Below are 1272 nucleotides of genomic sequence, written 5' to 3' on the forward strand. Positions count from 1 at the left end.
TGACCTTGCCCCCAAGTTTTATCCAGTTTTGAGTTCGCTCCAGCGGTTTTGGGTTGCTGTATTCGGGGCGGTAGCGGCGGGTTGCGGTGCGGAGCCATTTCGGCTGCGCAGCACCGCATCACGTCGCGGGTTGATAGTCTGAGCGAACTCGGCAGGTGTCATCCAGCCGAGTCCGGAGTGCGGTCGATGATCGTTGTAATCGCTGCGCCAGTTTGAGAGCGCTGATCGAGCTTGGGTCAGTGACGAGAAGAGAGTTTCATTCAAGAACTCGTCTCGCAGCCGCCCATTGAAGCTCTCGATGAAGGCGTTCTGGATCGGCTTGCCAGGCGCGATGTAGTGCCATTCCACCTTGGTCCGATCAGTCCATTGCAGAATCCCGTTGCTGGTGAACTCGCTGCCGTTGTCACTGACGATCATCCTGGGTTTGCCACGCTCCTCGATGATCCGGTCAAGCTCTCGCGCGACGCGCAGGCCGGAAAGCGATGTATCGGCGACGAGCGCCAAGCACTCCCTGGTGCAATCGTCGACGACCGTCAGCACCCGGAACCTGCGACCATCGGTGAGCTGATCCGACACGAAGTCCAGCGACCAGCGATCATTGGCCGCCATCGGGACAAGCATCGGTGCTCGTGTGCCGATCGCTCGCTTGCGGCCGCCGCGCTTGCGCACCGTCAGCTTCTCTTCCCGATAGAGCCGGAAGAGCCTCTTGTGGTTCACAATGTGGCCCTCGCGCCTGAGCAGCACGTGAATGCGTCGATAGCCAAAGCGGCGACGTTCATGCGCCAATGCCTTCATTCGCTCGCGAAGGTCATGGTCGTCGCTGCGGCTCGTTTCATAACGGATCGTCATCCGGCAAACGCCGATGGCTTTACACGCCCGCCGTTCACTCATCTGATGGTGGCTCATCAGATGCGTGACAGCGTTCCGCTTTGCTGCGGGCGTCACCACTTCTTTCCCAAAAGGTCTTTCAAAGCAGCATTGTCGAGCATGGCATCCGCCAGAAGCCGCTTCAGTTTCGTGTTCTCGTCCTCCAGCGTCTTCAACCGCTTGGCCTCGGACACGTCCATGCCGCCGAACTTGGCTTTCCACTTATAGATACTGGCATCGCTGACGCCGTGCTTGCGGCAAAGCTCCGCGACCGGCGTGCCCGCCTCGTGCTCCTTCAGAATGCCGATGATCTGTTCGTCTGTAAAACGCTTGCGCTTCATTCCCTGGTCCTCTCAACGGGCCAGAGCTTACTTCAAAATGGATTATTTCAACGGGGCAAGGTCA

At 58.8% G+C, this 1272-nt stretch carries 1 protein-coding gene; it reads right to left on the reverse strand.

All coding sequences use genetic code 11. From position 1 onward, the window contains the following. Positions 1–18: 18 nt before the first annotated feature. A protein-coding gene (locus FHT70_RS30065) for an IS3 family transposase (RefSeq protein WP_183706752.1) occupies positions 19–1208 on the reverse strand; the annotation gives its coding sequence in 2 pieces (ribosomal slippage) (positions 19–959 and positions 959–1208; 1191 coding nt in all). Between the last annotated feature and the right edge of the window lie 64 nt (positions 1209–1272).

Origin of the sequence: Rhizobium sp. BK049 (assembly GCF_014193135.1) — a bacterium.
GTDB lineage: Bacteria > Pseudomonadota > Alphaproteobacteria > Rhizobiales > Rhizobiaceae > Rhizobium.